The organism is Thiogranum sp. (assembly GCF_058323355.1).
In genome coordinates this window covers 1-11,923 of record NZ_JBTTIO010000072.1, presented here as the reverse complement: position 1 = coordinate 11,923, position 11,923 = coordinate 1, and the positions used below count along the sequence as shown (strand labels likewise).

General features: G+C 56.7%; 13 protein-coding genes and 1 rRNA gene. 5 read left to right on the top strand and 9 right to left on the bottom strand.

Annotated features, from left to right (window positions below; genetic code table 11):
* From ACW81B_RS11255 to tyrS, 3 genes are all read right to left on the bottom strand, one after another.
* Window positions 1-125, bottom strand: a 16S ribosomal RNA gene (locus ACW81B_RS11255); the annotation flags it as partial.
* Window positions 126-514: 389 nt separating this feature from the next.
* Window positions 515-943: a response regulator gene (locus tag ACW81B_RS11250; protein ID WP_491580318.1), complete on the bottom strand. Its 429-nt coding sequence runs from the start codon at window positions 941-943 to the stop codon at window positions 515-517.
* Between the two features lie 118 nt (window positions 944-1,061).
* Window positions 1,062-2,264: a tyrosine--tRNA ligase gene (gene tyrS, locus ACW81B_RS11245; RefSeq protein WP_491580317.1), complete on the bottom strand. Its 1,203-nt coding sequence runs from the start codon at window positions 2,262-2,264 to the stop codon at window positions 1,062-1,064.
* Between the two features lie 169 nt (window positions 2,265-2,433).
* Between tyrS and ACW81B_RS11240 the strand changes: the two genes are divergently transcribed.
* Both ACW81B_RS11240 and ACW81B_RS11235 read left to right on the top strand, forming a co-directional pair.
* A complete protein-coding gene (locus ACW81B_RS11240; RefSeq protein ID WP_491580316.1) occupies window positions 2,434-3,837 on the top strand; it encodes an OapA family protein in 1,404 nt (467 codons plus the stop codon).
* A gap of 33 nt (window positions 3,838-3,870) precedes the next feature.
* Window positions 3,871-4,983, top strand: coding sequence for an anhydro-N-acetylmuramic acid kinase (locus tag ACW81B_RS11235; protein ID WP_491580315.1), 1,113 nt, complete (start codon window positions 3,871-3,873; stop codon window positions 4,981-4,983).
* On the opposite strand, the gene ACW81B_RS11230 is transcribed toward ACW81B_RS11235, so the two are convergent.
* From ACW81B_RS11230 to argC, 5 genes are all read right to left on the bottom strand, one after another.
* The gene (locus tag ACW81B_RS11230; RefSeq protein ID WP_491580314.1) at window positions 4,980-6,137 is read right to left on the bottom strand and encodes a citrate synthase; all 1,158 of its coding nucleotides are present in this window, start codon (window positions 6,135-6,137) and stop codon (window positions 4,980-4,982) included. The genes ACW81B_RS11235 and ACW81B_RS11230 overlap by 4 nt on opposite strands.
* Window positions 6,138-6,286: 149 nt before the next feature.
* Entirely contained in the window at window positions 6,287-6,652 is a 366-nt protein-coding gene (erpA, locus tag ACW81B_RS11225) for an iron-sulfur cluster insertion protein ErpA (RefSeq protein ID WP_491580313.1), read from the bottom strand.
* A 192-nt stretch (window positions 6,653-6,844) separates the two neighbouring features.
* Window positions 6,845-7,276 carry a bactofilin family protein gene (locus ACW81B_RS11220; RefSeq protein WP_491580312.1) on the bottom strand — a complete coding sequence of 144 codons (432 nt, stop codon included), beginning with the start codon at window positions 7,274-7,276 and terminating at the stop codon, window positions 6,845-6,847.
* 38 nt (window positions 7,277-7,314) lie between these two features.
* Window positions 7,315-8,028 (bottom strand): DUF6776 family protein, encoded by a 714-nt coding sequence (locus tag ACW81B_RS11215; protein ID WP_491580311.1) that lies wholly within the window; start codon window positions 8,026-8,028, stop codon window positions 7,315-7,317.
* 37 nt (window positions 8,029-8,065) lie between these two features.
* Window positions 8,066-9,097 carry an N-acetyl-gamma-glutamyl-phosphate reductase gene (gene argC / locus ACW81B_RS11210; protein WP_491580310.1) on the bottom strand — a complete coding sequence of 344 codons (1,032 nt, stop codon included), beginning with the start codon at window positions 9,095-9,097 and terminating at the stop codon, window positions 8,066-8,068.
* A gap of 112 nt (window positions 9,098-9,209) precedes the next feature.
* Here argC and ACW81B_RS11205 point away from each other — a divergent pair, with 112 nt between their 5' ends.
* The 3 genes from ACW81B_RS11205 (at window position 9,210) to ACW81B_RS11195 (ending at window position 11,716) form a co-directional block, all read left to right on the top strand.
* Window positions 9,210-10,574, top strand: a complete 1,365-nt coding sequence (locus ACW81B_RS11205) for a chloride channel protein (RefSeq protein ID WP_491580309.1) — start codon at window positions 9,210-9,212, stop codon at window positions 10,572-10,574.
* 189 nt (window positions 10,575-10,763) lie between these two features.
* On the top strand, window positions 10,764-11,297 hold the full coding sequence (locus ACW81B_RS11200) for a peroxiredoxin family protein (protein ID WP_491580308.1): 534 nt from the start codon (window positions 10,764-10,766) through the stop codon (window positions 11,295-11,297).
* 2 nt (window positions 11,298-11,299) lie between these two features.
* Window positions 11,300-11,716 (top strand): CopD family protein, encoded by a 417-nt coding sequence (locus tag ACW81B_RS11195; RefSeq protein ID WP_491580307.1) that lies wholly within the window; start codon window positions 11,300-11,302, stop codon window positions 11,714-11,716.
* A gap of 14 nt (window positions 11,717-11,730) precedes the next feature.
* Here ACW81B_RS11195 and ACW81B_RS11190 read toward each other — a convergent pair.
* Window positions 11,731-11,923 (bottom strand): ferritin-like domain-containing protein (locus ACW81B_RS11190; RefSeq protein ID WP_491580306.1); only part of this gene is annotated, 193 nt, incomplete at its 5' end.

The window sequence follows — 11,923 nt, the reverse complement described above, 5'->3', positions numbered from 1 at the left end:
AAGCATTACTCACCCGTCCGCCACTCGACGCCTGAAGAGCAAGCTCTCCATCGTTTCCGTTCGACTTGCATGTGTTAGGCATGCCGCCAGCGTTCAATCTGAGCCAGGATCAAACTCTTCAGTTCAATCACTTTAGTCGCTTGAGGCGACAAATCTTGGCTCGATGTACACAAAACTCGGAATTGCTTGAGTTTGCTTCCATCGAATATCGATTGAGCCAGTCAATCTATTCGACGTAAGCACCCACACAAATTACCTGATCTGACTTGTTAATGAACCCGCTGGCGCTCGTCCAGCGTAGACCGACAATTATGGAACACAAACGTCGATCTCGTCAATACTTTTCTCGCTTCCGGCCAACTCAAACAACCTGTGCCGCCCCGAAGCGAAGCGCGCATTATACAGACCACTTCACCGCCGTCAACAACAAACGGGGAGTTTTTTTAAATCACCACGAGGCGAGTAAAATATACCGGCAAATCAACAGGCTATGGATCGCACAAAACTGCGGCGCCTAGTCCACGACGGCAGGCGGCGGCACGTTGAGCAGCAACCAGTAGACGCCCAGCTGACGTACCGCTTCGATAAACTGATCAAAGTCTACCGGCTTGCGTATATAGCTGTTCACACCAAGCTCATACGCCGTGAGAATATCCCGCTCTTCACTGGAAGATGTCAGGATAACGACGCAGAGCCGCCGGGTCTTTTCTTCTCCGCGGATGCGCCTCAACACCTCAAGCCCATCGATACGCGGCAGCTTCAGGTCCAGCAATATCAGTCCAGGCAGATCGGCGGCCTCACAGGCACCGAGAAAATCCAGGGCCTCGACACCATCACGCGCCACAATCACCTCATTCAGGATGTTATTGCGCTTGATCGCACGCAATGTAAGCGCCTCGTCATCCGGGTTGTCTTCGACCAGAAATATTGTCTTTTCACCCATTATTCCGCCTTTCCTGTCCGCACAGGCCAGACACAACCCGGGGCTTTATTAAACTATTACTTCAGTAAGCTCTGATTAATTCGAAACCGTCATTCAGTATTATAGACAGGCGCTGGCATCAGGCCTGCAGGATATTCACCCGTGCAAAACGGCGTTTCCCCACCTGGCAAACACATGCCTTGCCGGGCGCAAGTCTCAGCCTGGCATCCGAAATTTTTTCACCATCCAGTTTCACAGCACCCTGACGGATCATGCGCAGGCTTTCCGACGTGCTGGATGTCAGCCCCGCATCCTTCAACACATTGGCAATCGGCATACCTTCCGCGTCCGCCGCAAGTTCAACCTCCGGCATGTCATCAGGCATAGCCCCCTTCTGGAAGCGGGCCACGAAATTCTCCTGCGCCTGTTGCGCGGCCTGCTGCGAATGAAAGCGTGCAACAATCTCCACACCCAGCTCAAACTTGATATCACGGGGGTTACGACCCTCGTCCTTTTGCTGCTGCAGCTTGCGAATCTCGGTCAGCGGTCGAAAACTCAGTAGTTCAAAATAACGCCACATCAACTCGTCTGAAATAGACATCAGCTTTCCGAACATGTCATCCGGCGCATCAGCTATACCAATGTAGTTCCCCAGCGATTTGGACATTTTCTGCACGCCATCCAGCCCTTCGAGAATGGGCATGGTCAGTACAACCTGGGGTTTCTGGCCATAGGCTTCCTGCAGCTGCCGGCCGACCAGCAGATTGAATTTCTGATCCGTACCACCCAGCTCCACATCCGCTTTCAGCGCGACCGAGTCATAGCCCTGCACCAGGGGGTAGAGAAATTCATGAATCGCGATAGGCTGACCGGAAGCATATCTTTTATTGAAATCATCGCGCTCCAGCATACGCGCCACAGTGTGTCTGGCCGCCAGCTGGATTAGATCCGCCGCTGTCATCTCGTTCATCCAGCTGGAATTGAACATGACCAGGGTCTTTTCCGGATCGAGGATCTTGAAAATCTGCTGTTCGTAAGTCCTTGCATTCTCGATAACTTCGTCGCGTGTCAGCGGTTTGCGGGTGATATTCTTGCCCGTCGGATCACCGATCATGCCGGTGAAGTCACCAATCAGGAAGATCGCCTCGTGCCCGAGCTCCTGGAACTGACGCAACTTGTTGAGCAATACGGTATGCCCAAGATGCAAGTCCGGTGCTGTCGGGTCAAAGCCCGCCTTCACCCGTAACCGTTTCCCGGTTTTCAGGCGCTCTTCCAGCTCTGATTCCAGCAGAATTTCCTCTGCACCCCGCCTGATCTGCTCAAGCGCCTCTTGCTGCGACATCCAACCTCTCCCGGCCACTGAAAAACAGGGCGAAAGAGTATCACACCTCTGCCGATAACCGGTCGAGAATGGCATGGTTTCTGCCTTAAAATCACCTGTCATTGATTCACCGGTTGACCCCGGCAACCCATGTCAGTTAGGTTTACGCTGATAATTAAAAGGGATTTCAGTGCGGTATAACAACTCATCACTGCGGGATTACAGCACCGGATGGACCGATAGCCGGTCGCCAAAACGCTCATCGAAAGGCCTTCGGTGGCTGCTGCTGGGTTCGGTTTCCGGCCTGGCCATTGGCCTGTTTTCACTCACCTCCCTTGACGCAAATGCATTGCGAGTCAAGGAGTTGCCACTTGCCGTACCCATGCCCGAGGCTGTAGCCGAAAGCACCGACTCGTACCTTGAAACTGCCGTTGCCAATACCCGACAGAGTCATGCCACAGCCTCGCAAACTGCAGCTCGGGAACCGGTCAAGGGTGAATGGCACAAGGTGACCGTACGTGAAGGCGACAGCCTGGCGCGCATCTTTTCACAACAGAATATCCCTGCCGGCCAACTTCATCGGCTGATTACCGGCGGCGGCGTTGCCAAAAAACTGACTCGCATTTATCCCGGTCAGGTACTGCGCCTGCGCACCACGGCTGAAGACGGCCTGCTGGAATTACAGTACGAAATCGACGCACTGAACCAGGTCCAGGTGTTACGCAAGGGCGATGATTTCGACACCCGGCTTGTGACCCGTGCACCGGAACGCCGCAAGGTTCAGGCCACCGGTGAAATTAACAGTTCGCTGTTCCTCGCCGCACAGAAGGCACATCTGCCCGAGAACATCACCATGGAACTGGCCAACATATTTGGCTGGGACATCGACTTTGCACTGGACATCCGCAAGGGCGACCGTTTCACCGTCATCTATGAAGACCTCTACCTCGATGGTGAACGTATCGGCACGGGCGACATCCTGGCGGCCGAATTTATCAACCAGGACAAGACACACCAGGCGGTACGCTATACCGACGCACGCGGTCGCACAGACTACTATTCACCTGAAGGCCGCAGCATGCGCAAGACCTTCCTGCGCACACCGGTGGCCTTCTCGCGCATCAGTTCGCGCTTCAACCCTGGACGCAAGCACCCCATCCTTAACACCATCCGCAGCCACAAGGGTGTCGACTACGCCGCACCGCGTGGCACACCGGTCAAGGCAACGGGCGCAGGCAAGATTGTATTACGCGGCAGGAAAGGCGGTTACGGAAAGACCGTGGTGATCCAGCACGGCAGCCGCTACAACACGCTGTACGCACACCTCAACAGCTATGCACGTGGACTGCGCAATGGCAGCCGTGTCCAGCAAGGCCAGATCATCGGCTATGTCGGCAGCACCGGGCTGGCAACCGGCCCGCACCTGCACTATGAAGTCCGCGTCAACGGCGTGCACCGCAATCCACTCACCGTGAAACTGCCGGATGCCGCACCGCTACAGCGGACCTACATGGCAGATTTCAAACTGAAAACCGGCAACCTGCTGGCACGTCTGGAACTTGCCCGGTCTCAAGCCATCGCGCTTAAAGAGTGAACACCTGCACACTGCGTCGTAACCTTTCACCCTATGGCTGAGTACTACCTTGGCCTGATGTCAGGCACCAGCATGGATGGTATCGATGCTGTACTGGTTGATCTGCAAAACCCCCAGCCTGAACTTGTCTGCGCGCGCACCTTCGCCTGGCCGGAAGCCATTCAACAGCAACTTGCACAGGTCGTCGACCACCCTGAATCGGTTTCACTGCATGCACTGGGGCAACTCGATGCAGCCACGGGAGAGGCCTTTGCCAAAGCCGCACACGCGCTCATTCAGGAAGCAGAAATCAACCCGGAAAAAATTCGCGCCATTGGCAGCCATGGGCAAACCCTGTTCCATGCGCCGGACAGTGAACCTGCTTTCAGCCACCAGTGTGGCGACCCGAGCCGCATTGCAGAAAAGACCGGCATCACCACGGTTGCCGATTTCCGCCGGCGCGACATCGCTGCCGGCGGCCAGGGCGCGCCACTGGTTCCGGCATTTCACCAGGCGGTTTTTTCCAGTCCAGACCAGAGTCGCGCGGTACTCAACATTGGAGGTATGGCAAACCTGACGGTTCTGCCCGCCAACAACCACCCTGTTACCGGCTTTGATAGCGGGCCCGGAAATGTGCTGATGGACAGCTGGTGCCTCAGGCATCGCGGCCAGGCCTGCGACAAGGGCGGCGCATGGGCGGCACAGGGAAACTGTATCCCCACCCTGCTCGACAGACTGCTTGAACATCCTTTCCTGAATCAGGCACCACCCAAAAGTACCGGGCGTGAAGTATTTTGCGGAAACTGGCTTGATGAACAGCTCGACCGGGGGCCGGCTTCAGCAAACGCAGAAGATGTGCAGCGCACGTTGCTGGAATTCACAGCCAGGACCATCAGCGATGCCATAAAGACACACGCCGGTGATATCTCACAGTTACTGGTATGCGGCGGTGGCGCCCACAACACCTTGCTTATGCAACGCCTCGCGGAATTACTGGAAGGCATCGAAATCACTTCGACCGAAGCTTTTGGCCTGCACCCGGACTGGGTGGAAGCGGTTGCCTTCGCCTTGCTGGCGAAGGCAACGCGTGGCGGGCCACCGGGCAACCTGCCGTCTGTCACCGGCGCCTCGCACCCGGTGGTGCTGGGCGCTATCTACCCGGCCTAGCGCTCGGAGATGGGCACATAACTGCGCCGTGACTCGCCGGAATACACCTGGGTGGGACGGAAAATGCGGTTATCGCCTAACTGCTCGCGCCAGTGCGCCAGCCAGCCGGCCGAGCGCGCCACGGCAAAGATCGAGGTGAACTGGTCCGGCGGAATACCCATTTCCAGGTAGAGAATCCCGGAATAAAAATCGACGTTGGCGTACACCCCCTTGGGTGCCAGCTTTTCTTCACAGGCTTCTTCCAGCGCCAGCGCCGTCTCGAACAGCGGCCCCATGTTACCGCCACGCTGCTCCATCAACTCGCGCATCATTTTCTGCAGGATGGTGGCGCGCGGATCCTTCACCTTGTATTCACGGTGACCCATACCCCAGATCCTGGCCTTTTTAGCCAGTTGCTTGTCGAGCCAGGGCCGGACATTTTCCGGCCGGCCGATTTCCTCCAGCATTTCCACGACGCGCTGGTTGGCGCCGCCGTGCAGTGGCCCGGCCAGGGTACCAACCGCTGCCGCCACCACCAGGAACGGACTGGCCAGCGTGGAACCGGCCACCAGTGCCGCAAAGGTCGATGCATTGATGGTGTGTTCCGCGTGCAGAATCAGGCAGGCGTCCATGATGCGCGCCAGCAGGGGATCGGGGTCTTCGCCATTGAACATGTACAGCAGGTTCTCGGCGTAATTCAGGTCCTTGCGCGGCGGAATCGGGTCATAGCCGTTACGCACATGTTCCCAGTTGGCCACGATCGTCGCCATCCGGGCGATGATCTTGACTGACATGTTGTGCACGTAATTCAGGTCTCTACACTGCCCGCCACCGGTGAGACATTCATCCCCGGAATAGAACATGCCAAGGCTGGCCACAGCTGTCTGCAGCATTTCCATCGGGTGCCCGGTAGCCGGCAGGGATTTCATGATGTCGCGCACGTTGTATTTGACGATGCGGCTGGCACGCAAGTGCTTTTCGAATGCAGCCAGCTCATCGGCGGTCGGCAGGCGACCATCGAGCAGCAACAGGGTGGTTTCCTCGAAGGTGCTGTTGAGCGCCAGCTCCTCGATGGGGTAACCACGATAGGTCAGGATGCCAAGATTGCCATCCAGATCCGAAATATTTGACTGTGTCGCCGGCACACCTTCCAGGCCGGGCAGATATTCGCTCATTCCTGTCTCCTGATCACAGGGCACGGCTTTTCGCGCCTGACTTGAGGGTGGGTATTCTACATAGCCTGACAGCGAACGCATCAGTAATGCCTGCCCCGGAACGAAAAAAGGCGCAAAAAATGCGCCTTTTCAATAAATTGCTGGTTTTCTCAGACCGAGAAGGAGGAACCGCAGCCGCAGGTGGTGGTCGCGTTGGGGTTACGGATCACAAAACGCGCACCTTCCAGGTCTTCCTTGTAATCGACTTCCGCGCCGACCAGGTACTGGAAACTCATGGGATCGACCACCAGCTTGACGCCACCCTTTTCAATCTCGGTGTCACCTTCATTGACCGTTTCCTCGAAAGTAAAACCGTACTGGAAGCCTGAACAACCGCCGCCCGTGACAAACACGCGCAGCATCAGGTTATCGTTACCTTCTTCCTCGATGAGACGCTTGACCTTGGTCGCCGCATCATCGGTGAAGATCAGCAGATCTTCCGGGGATTCCACGTTCTGGGCAGTATTATCGCTCATCAACCCAACTCCACTAAAAAATTCTGAATTCCGATGTGGGCAGTATGCATTTACCCAGTAATTCAGTCAAGTATTTACGACGACGCCACCGCCCGGCATCAGGCGTTTTGCCACGATGCTTTTCCCTATGGATTGCGCCAGAATACAGACCGCACACCGCAGGAAAGATTCGTTATGTGTTGTCCGCCAGTGTTATTTGGCTGCTGTGATACCGGATTCGTCCAGAACAGACGTTTCATCCTCCGTCTGCCCGGTTGACTGTGACTGTGCACGATGCACCATGTTTCCATTCACTTCCGCGCCCATCGCCATCTCGATCAGGCTGTAGTACAGATTGCCGGTTACCCGTGCATGGCTGGCCAGTTCAACGCGTTCGCTGACATGGACATCACCCACGACTGCTCCATTCAATACCAGGTTGGGCACCTGCACATCACCCTTGATACTGCCCTGCTCGCTCACCGTCAATACCGCTTCAACACCTGGCTCGGCGGTAATATTGCCCTCGACCCTGCCATCGATATGCAGACCACCACTGAAGCAAATATCACCCTTCAGTTGCGTGTGCTGCCCGATAATCGTATCGATGCTTGAGCAACCTGCGTTTTTGCCCCATCCAAACATAACAACCTCCAGATTCCTTAATACGCCAGACCGGCAACTCAGGCTGGCCAGTCCAGTGTGGTTTCGACACCGGCCGGCTGTCCTTTGCCACGCGGAAGCAAGCGGACCGTCACACGTTGCGGTGTAAAATGTTCCGGTAACACAAGTTCTCCTGAAAAGTGCTGGAAGTACCTGAACTTGTACTTCAACACAGCCGCATCTTTTGTAACCAGCGCTGACAGCGGCAGTTTTACCGGTTTGCCCTCCTGCAAACCCTCTACCTCCATAAACACCGAGCCACGCGCATAGCGGTCGTTCCGTTTCAGCTGCGTAAGGGTCAGATTATAGTCAAAATGCCCCGCCTCACGTCCGGGAACCAGTTCAAAACGCTGGATATGCAAACCGGTTTTCGAACCACCGGGTGATACAATGCCACGATAGAACTCCAGTTCCTTGCGTAATTCCAGCAATTCATTCTGCAATGCAGCGTAGGAATTCCGCAGCTCAAGATTCGCCAGCCGGTCAATCTCGCTCGACTTCTCCAGTACCGCCGCCCGCTCGCGCAGTTCACGGCCCTGCTTTTCGAGGTCGTCGATGCGTGTTTCCAGCTGTTCACGCTGCGCTTTCAGCCGCACCAGTTCATCACCGGCAAACTGCTTGCCAAAATCAAACGCCACCGACGTCCCGAGCAGGGTCAGCGCAGCAAGCACACCGAGCGCCAGCCACAGTGTTCTCGGCGAATACACCAGAATCTTGCGTTGACCGCTTTCCATAAAATCTATGCTTACTCAGGCAACTATCATGCCGCCATCAGGGCAGCAGGGCGATACCCTGCAGGCCGGCAGACTCATCCAGCCCGAACATGATATTCATGTTCTGCAGTGCCTGGCCGGCCGCCCCCTTGACCAGGTTGTCGATCACAGACAACACCACCACCACGTCTGACGCCGGCGCCCGGTGCACGGCCAGCCGGCAGTGGTTGGCGCCCTTGACTGTGCGGGTTTCCGGGTGCGAACCGGCAGGCAACACATCGACAAACGGCTCGTCGCGGTAACGCGTCTCAAACAGCGTTTGCAGATCAAACTCCGGGTTATCCAGGCGCAGGTAGAGGGTGGCGTGTATGCCACGGATCATTGGCGTCAGGTGCGGTACGAAGGTAAGCCCGATCTTGTGGCCGGAAACCGTTTCCAGTCCCTGCCGGATTTCCGGCAGGTGTCGATGTCCCGGCACACCGTACGCCCTGAAACTCTCGGAAGCTTCCGCCAGCAGTGTTCCCACCGCCGCTTTACGCCCGGCACCGCTGACGCCGGACTTGCAGTCGGCAATCAAACCGGACAGGTCAGCGCCGTCCACGCCCAGCAAGGGCAGGAAGCCCAGCTGTACGGCAGTCGGGTAGCAGCCGGGATTCGCCACCAGCCGGGCATCGGCAATCGCCGTGCGATTCACTTCAGGCAACCCGTACACGGCCTCATCCAGCAGCTCCGGGCAGGCGTGCGGCATGCCGTACCAGTCCTGCCACAATTCCGCATCCTTCAGACGAAAATCCGCCGCCAGATCGATCAGTTTCACGCCCGCATCCAGCAATGGCCCGGCCATTTTCATGGCAATACCATTGGGCGTGGCGAAGAAAACCAGCTCACAGGCCGCCAGTGTTTCGCTATCCGGCTCACTGAAATCGAGGTCCACATGTCCACGCAGGTTCGGGAACAGTTCCGCTACCGGCGTACCCGCCTCACCTCGCGAAGTGATCACCTCAAGCTGCACATCCGGGTGCAGTGCCAGCAATCTCAACAATTCAACACCGGTATACCCGGTTCCGCCTACTACGCCTACCTTGATCATTTGATGGTTTCCGTCGTACTTGCGTGACCTTAAAGGGGCTCATTCTCCGCACAATGCCGGAGTTTGTCCATGCAGGACAAGGACATTGCATATGCGCGCCCGGGAAAATACCATGTCGCCCGCACGACCCCCTTTTCCCCAGGATGCCTTCGGGCCACAACCGTTCATGCTGACTCACCTTCGCAAATCCGGGAAACACCTGCTGTCGCCAGACGCATGGAAGATCCGGCTGCTTTTCTGGGCCGGCGCTGTATTCGTGGGGGTAGTGGCTTCGGGCTTCGCTATCAGCACCGTATACGCCGAAAAGGGTTTCCACACGCTGCTCGAATATGGCGACTGGGTGCCCTTTGTACTCTGTCCACTTGGGCTGGTAGGGGTTTCCTGGCTGACCAGAAAAGTCTTTCCGGGTTCTCAGGGCAGTGGCATTCCTCAATCTATCGCCGCCCTGCAACTGACGGAACACACCTCGCGCACCGTTCTGCTGTCATTCCGGATTGCGTTCGGGAAAATCCTGCTGACCCTGTTAGGGCTGTTCAGTGGCGCATCGATCGGTCGCGAAGGGCCAACCGTCCATATTGGCGCAGCCATCATGTTCTCGCTGGGGCGGTTTGCCAGATTCCCGCACCATTATATGGACCGTGGCCTGATACTCGCCGGTGGCGCGGCCGGTATCGCCGCCGCCTTCAATACACCGCTGGCCGGCATTCTGTTTGCCGTGGAGGAAATGGGACGCTCCTTTGAGGAACGCACCAGTGGCGTACTGCTGACCGGTGTTTTCCTCGCCGGTATCACGGCTGTTGTCATCCAGGGCAACTACACCTACTTCGGCAGCACCTCGGCCGGTATGCAGACATCAGAAATGCTGATGCCGATAATCGTCTGCGGCATCGTTGGCGGCCTGCTGGGGGGGCTGTTCAGTACCATACTCATCCAGGGATCAAGACGTCTCGCACCCATCGTGCGGCGCCGGCCGGTGATCGTCGCCACGGTTTGCGGACTGGGTATTGCCAGCGCCGGCTTCCTGTCCGGCAACACCGCTTACGGCACCGGCTATGAAGAAGCCTCTGCCATCCTCACCGGCACCAGCACACTACCGGACAACTACCCGTTTATGAAAATGCTGGCGACGATCTTTTCCTACCTGAGTGGTATTCCGGGCGGAATTTTTGCGCCTTCACTGGCCACCGGCGCCGGGGTGGGCGCGGAAATCGCCAGCTGGATGCCATCATTGCCGGTATCCGCCATCATCATCCTCGGCATGGTGGGGTATTTCACCGGCGTGGTACAGACGCCTATTACCGCCTTTGTCATTGTGATGGAAATGACCGACAACCAGCAGCTTTTGTTGCCACTGATGGCAACGGCCTTCATCGCCTATGGCACCTCTCGTTTTGTTTGCCCTGAGCCAATCTACCGTGAGCTGGCGAAACAGTTTCTGCCGCCACCTGTGGAAAAGAAAGCCAGTGGAGTTTCGTAGATCGCGGCCATCCAGGAACAATACTATTTCTCTCGCGGAGGCGCGGAGATCGCAAGGTTATTGACTGTAACACCATACAAAAGAAAACTTTTCCCTGCGTCTCTGCGCCTCCGCGAGAATTATCTTTTTCTGCATATTAACGACGGGTAGCTGTTCGCGCTGACCCGACCGACACGGTACTATTCCGTCATGAAACTGAAAGATATCCTGATCGGAGTGTTTGCGCTGGCACTGCTTGGCAGCATTGCTTACCTGTGGCTGGCGCCGGCCGGGCTGGCCAGGGCGCCGGAGATTACTGTATCCACCATCCGGGGAGAGAAAATCCCGCTGTCGTCGCTGCGTGGAAAGCCGCTACTGGTCACGTTCTGGGCCACCACCTGCCCGGGCTGTATCAAGGAAATGCCGCACCTCGTCGAGCTGTATAACGAACTGTCACCGGAAGGTTTCGAAATTATCGGCATCGCCATGTCCTACGATCCCCCGAACCAGGTCATTACCCTGGCCGAAACGCGCCAACTGCCTTACCCGATTGCGCTGGATATCAAGGGTGACGCGGCACGCGCCTTCGGTGATGTGCGATTGACGCCCAGCAGCTTTCTCATCGCACCGGACGGCCGTATCGTTCACCAGAAAATCGGCGAGATGGATATGGCCAAAGTCCGGGCCATGATCGTTAACATGCTCGCAAGTTCCACTTCACCCCGGCCTGTGGCGACACACTGAACATGCTGTGGATCAAGGCCTTCCATATCATTTTCATGGTGACCTGGTTTGCCGGGTTGTTTTACCTGCCACGCCTGTTCGTTTACCACGCCGATTGCCAGGATCAGACCGGGCACGAGCGCTTTGTCGTCATGGAACGCAAGCTGCTGGCTATTATGACGCTGGGCGCCCTGCTGGCAGGGCTGTTTGGCATCTGGCTGGTCATCGGCTGGCACTGGCCGCTCAGTGAAAGCTGGCTACAGGCAAAGCTGATTCTGGTTGCAGTGTTAATCCTCTACCACGTTCAGTGCGCAAGGCTGGTCACACAATTCCGTCTCGGCAATAATCGGCACTCGGGTGTTTATTATCGCTGGTTCAATGAGGTACCCGCCCTGCTACTGGTTGCGATCGTACTTCTTGCTGTACTTCGGCCAGTCTGATTTCAGTTCACGGTCTACATTTTTGACTGTAGATAGTTATTCAACCCAATTTTGTCGATCAAACCCAGTTGGCGCTCAAGCCAGTAGGTGTGATCCTCTTCGGTATCCTTCAGCAGGTCTTCGAGGATCTCCCGGGTTTCATAGTCCTGTGCCGATTCACACCGGGCAATAACGTCCTTGAGCGCCGCGACAACCTGGTATTCCAGT

What these genes read in the sequence shown, in the direction of transcription:
- ACW81B_RS11195 (WP_491580307.1), top strand. Translation starts at nt 11,300, where the DNA reads ATGCTGTGGATCAAGGCCTTCCATATCATTTTCATGGTGACCTGGTTT.
- ACW81B_RS11200 (WP_491580308.1), top strand. Translation starts at nt 10,764, where the DNA reads ATGAAACTGAAAGATATCCTGATCGGAGTGTTTGCGCTGGCACTGCTT.
- ACW81B_RS11230 (WP_491580314.1), bottom strand. Translation starts at nt 6,137, where the DNA reads ATGAGCGAATATCTGCCCGGCCTGGAAGGTGTGCCGGCGACACAGTCA.
- ACW81B_RS11235 (WP_491580315.1), top strand. Translation starts at nt 3,871, where the DNA reads ATGGCTGAGTACTACCTTGGCCTGATGTCAGGCACCAGCATGGATGGT.
- ACW81B_RS11250 (WP_491580318.1), bottom strand. Translation starts at nt 943, where the DNA reads ATGGGTGAAAAGACAATATTTCTGGTCGAAGACAACCCGGATGACGAG.
- argC (WP_491580310.1), bottom strand. Translation starts at nt 9,097, where the DNA reads ATGATCAAGGTAGGCGTAGTAGGCGGAACCGGGTATACCGGTGTTGAA.
- ACW81B_RS11215 (WP_491580311.1), bottom strand. Translation starts at nt 8,028, where the DNA reads ATGGAAAGCGGTCAACGCAAGATTCTGGTGTATTCGCCGAGAACACTG.
- erpA (WP_491580313.1), bottom strand. Translation starts at nt 6,652, where the DNA reads ATGAGCGATAATACTGCCCAGAACGTGGAATCCCCGGAAGATCTGCTG.
- tyrS (WP_491580317.1), bottom strand. Translation starts at nt 2,264, where the DNA reads ATGTCGCAGCAAGAGGCGCTTGAGCAGATCAGGCGGGGTGCAGAGGAA.
- ACW81B_RS11220 (WP_491580312.1), bottom strand. Translation starts at nt 7,276, where the DNA reads ATGTTTGGATGGGGCAAAAACGCAGGTTGCTCAAGCATCGATACGATT.
- ACW81B_RS11205 (WP_491580309.1), top strand. Translation starts at nt 9,210, where the DNA reads ATGTCGCCCGCACGACCCCCTTTTCCCCAGGATGCCTTCGGGCCACAA.